2 protein-coding genes are annotated in these 2,005 nt (G+C 42.4%); one reads left to right on the top strand and one right to left on the bottom strand.

From position 1 onward, the window contains the following. Positions 1-26 precede the first annotated feature (26 nt). Complete coding sequence (locus FJR06_RS20890) at positions 27-767, bottom strand: dienelactone hydrolase family protein (RefSeq protein WP_168652195.1); 741 nt, start codon at positions 765-767, stop codon at positions 27-29. 214 nt (positions 768-981) lie between these two features. Between FJR06_RS20890 and FJR06_RS20885 the strand changes: the two genes are divergently transcribed. Beyond that, a complete protein-coding gene (locus tag FJR06_RS20885; protein WP_015079252.1) occupies positions 982-1,968 on the top strand; it encodes a GntR family transcriptional regulator in 987 nt (328 codons plus the stop codon). Positions 1,969-2,005: the final 37 nt, after the last annotated feature.

Genomic DNA, 2,005 nt, shown 5'->3' with positions numbered 1-2,005 from the left:
CTCCAAATGCTTCGCCCGTACAGTTGTCAGGACAATTGGCTAAAAAGTTGTTGGACTTGCGCCCAAGCGTCCGCCGCAGCTTTAGGATTATAACTGGCACGACGGTCACAAAAAAACCCATGATCAGATCCATCGTAGCGAAACAGCCGATGAGAAATGTTATATTTTGCAAATTCGGCGGCAATCTCTTCCACTTGTTCTGGGGGAATACTCGCATCTTCCGCACCAAAAAAGGTGTAGATAGTGCCTTTAATCTCTGATGTCCGCGTCACCGTGGGATTTCCACCGCCAGGAGTCCGGGTAGTAATTCCCGCACCATAAAAGGACGCAGTGGCTTGAATATCAGTGAGAGTAGCAGCTAAATAGGCGACGTGACCACCAAAACAAAAGCCAATACAACCAAATCCATCTGGTTTGACTTGGGGTAAAGTTTTCAGGTAGTTAATAGCTGCTTGAATATCGCTTAAAAGTTCTGATGCTGTAGTTTGTGAGGCATAATTTCTACCTGTTTCCATCGCGTCGGCAGTATAACCAGTCTCAAATCCAGGGGCTTGACGCTGGAACAGTGCTGGAGCAATTGCTACATATCCCAGTTTAGCAATCCGTTCTGTGACATCCCGAATATGCACATTAACGCCAAAAATCTCTTGTAAAACCACAATTCCTGGATAAGAACCGGTTGCTGTTGGTTTAGCTAAATAAGCGGCGATTTGCAAATTATCTTCAGAAATTTGAATTGTTGAAGTGTTTATTGTTGGCTCTGTCATAATTAAGTTGGTAGTAAGGGAATAGGCGAGAATTAATAATATTTATTAGCCCTGTTGGCGGAGCGGCCAACCTACTTCATTCATTCTGACTGTTTACTCCTAAATCGGTGTATTCTTCTGTGGTAATATTTTCCAAAGCAAACTAACTTATCAATCATATATTTAACAGGTAAATTGTGGCCATTTGTATAAGTTTTATGGAGCAGAATTGGTAATGATTCAATTTCGTATTCAGCCAGATAGTGAAATTCCTGCATCTAATCAACTATTTAATCAAATCCGATTTGCGATCGCTTCTGGGCAATATACACCTGGATATAAACTGCCCAGTACCAGAGCTTTAGCAATGCAAACTGGATTACATCGCAATACCATTAGTAAAGTTTACCGCCAATTGGAGGAACAAGGATTTGTTGAAAGTCTAGCAGGTTCAGGAATCTATGTCCGCGCCCAAGGTCATGAGGGTGGAAGTAAATCCCAGTCACCCATGCTTAAACAACATCCTGAGGCTTATAAGGTAGTGGAACAAGCCCTAGATGAGTTACTTAGTCAAGGCTGTTCTCTCAATCAAGCCAGGGAAATATTTTTAGCAGAAGTTGACTGGCGTTTGCGTTGTAGTGCCAGAGTATTAGTAGTAACCCCATCTCAAGATATTGGGGCTGGGGAATTAATGATTAATGAGTTGGAAGAATCCCTGCAAATCCCAGTCCAACTCGTAGCAATGGAAGAACTTATCAGCGTCCTCGACCAAACTACCTCAGCCACATTAGTCACCAGTCGTTATTTTATCGGAGAAGTGGAAGCGATCGCTGCACCAAAAGCTGTCCGGGTGATTCCCTTAGATATTCACGATTATAGCAAGGAACTCGCTGTAGTTAAAAGCCTAGCCAAATCTAGTTGTATCGGCATAGTTAGCCTTAGTCCTGGCATTCTCAGAGCCACAGAAGTCATTTTACACGGTTTACGCGGGGATGAATTATTAGTAATGACTGCCCAACCCAAGGATGCTTATAAACTACACGCTATCGTCAAACGCTCAGAAATTATCTTTTGTACGGATCAAGTCAGCTATTCTACCGCACAATCAGCTATGCAAACAGTCTTAGAAGACCTAATTCGTCCACCTAAACTCATTCGCTGTGAAAATTATATCGGCACACAGTCCATTAATTTATTAAAACGCGAACTGGGATTAATTTAATTTGTCAGTTGTCAGTAGGGGCGAAGCATTTGGAAGA

It is taken from the genome of Dolichospermum sp. UHCC 0352, assembly GCF_009711925.1.
Lineage (GTDB): Bacteria > Cyanobacteriota > Cyanobacteriia > Cyanobacteriales > Nostocaceae > Dolichospermum > Dolichospermum lemmermannii.
The sequence above is the reverse complement of the archived record's forward strand: the minus strand, read 5'-3'. Positions and strand labels throughout refer to the sequence as shown.

Bases quoted from the DNA above. Each gene is read 5' to 3' on its own strand.
- FJR06_RS20890 (WP_168652195.1), bottom strand. From the start codon at position 767: ATGACAGAGCCAACAATAAACACTTCAACAATTCAAATTTCTGAAGAT.
- FJR06_RS20885 (WP_015079252.1), top strand. From the start codon at position 982: ATGATTCAATTTCGTATTCAGCCAGATAGTGAAATTCCTGCATCTAAT.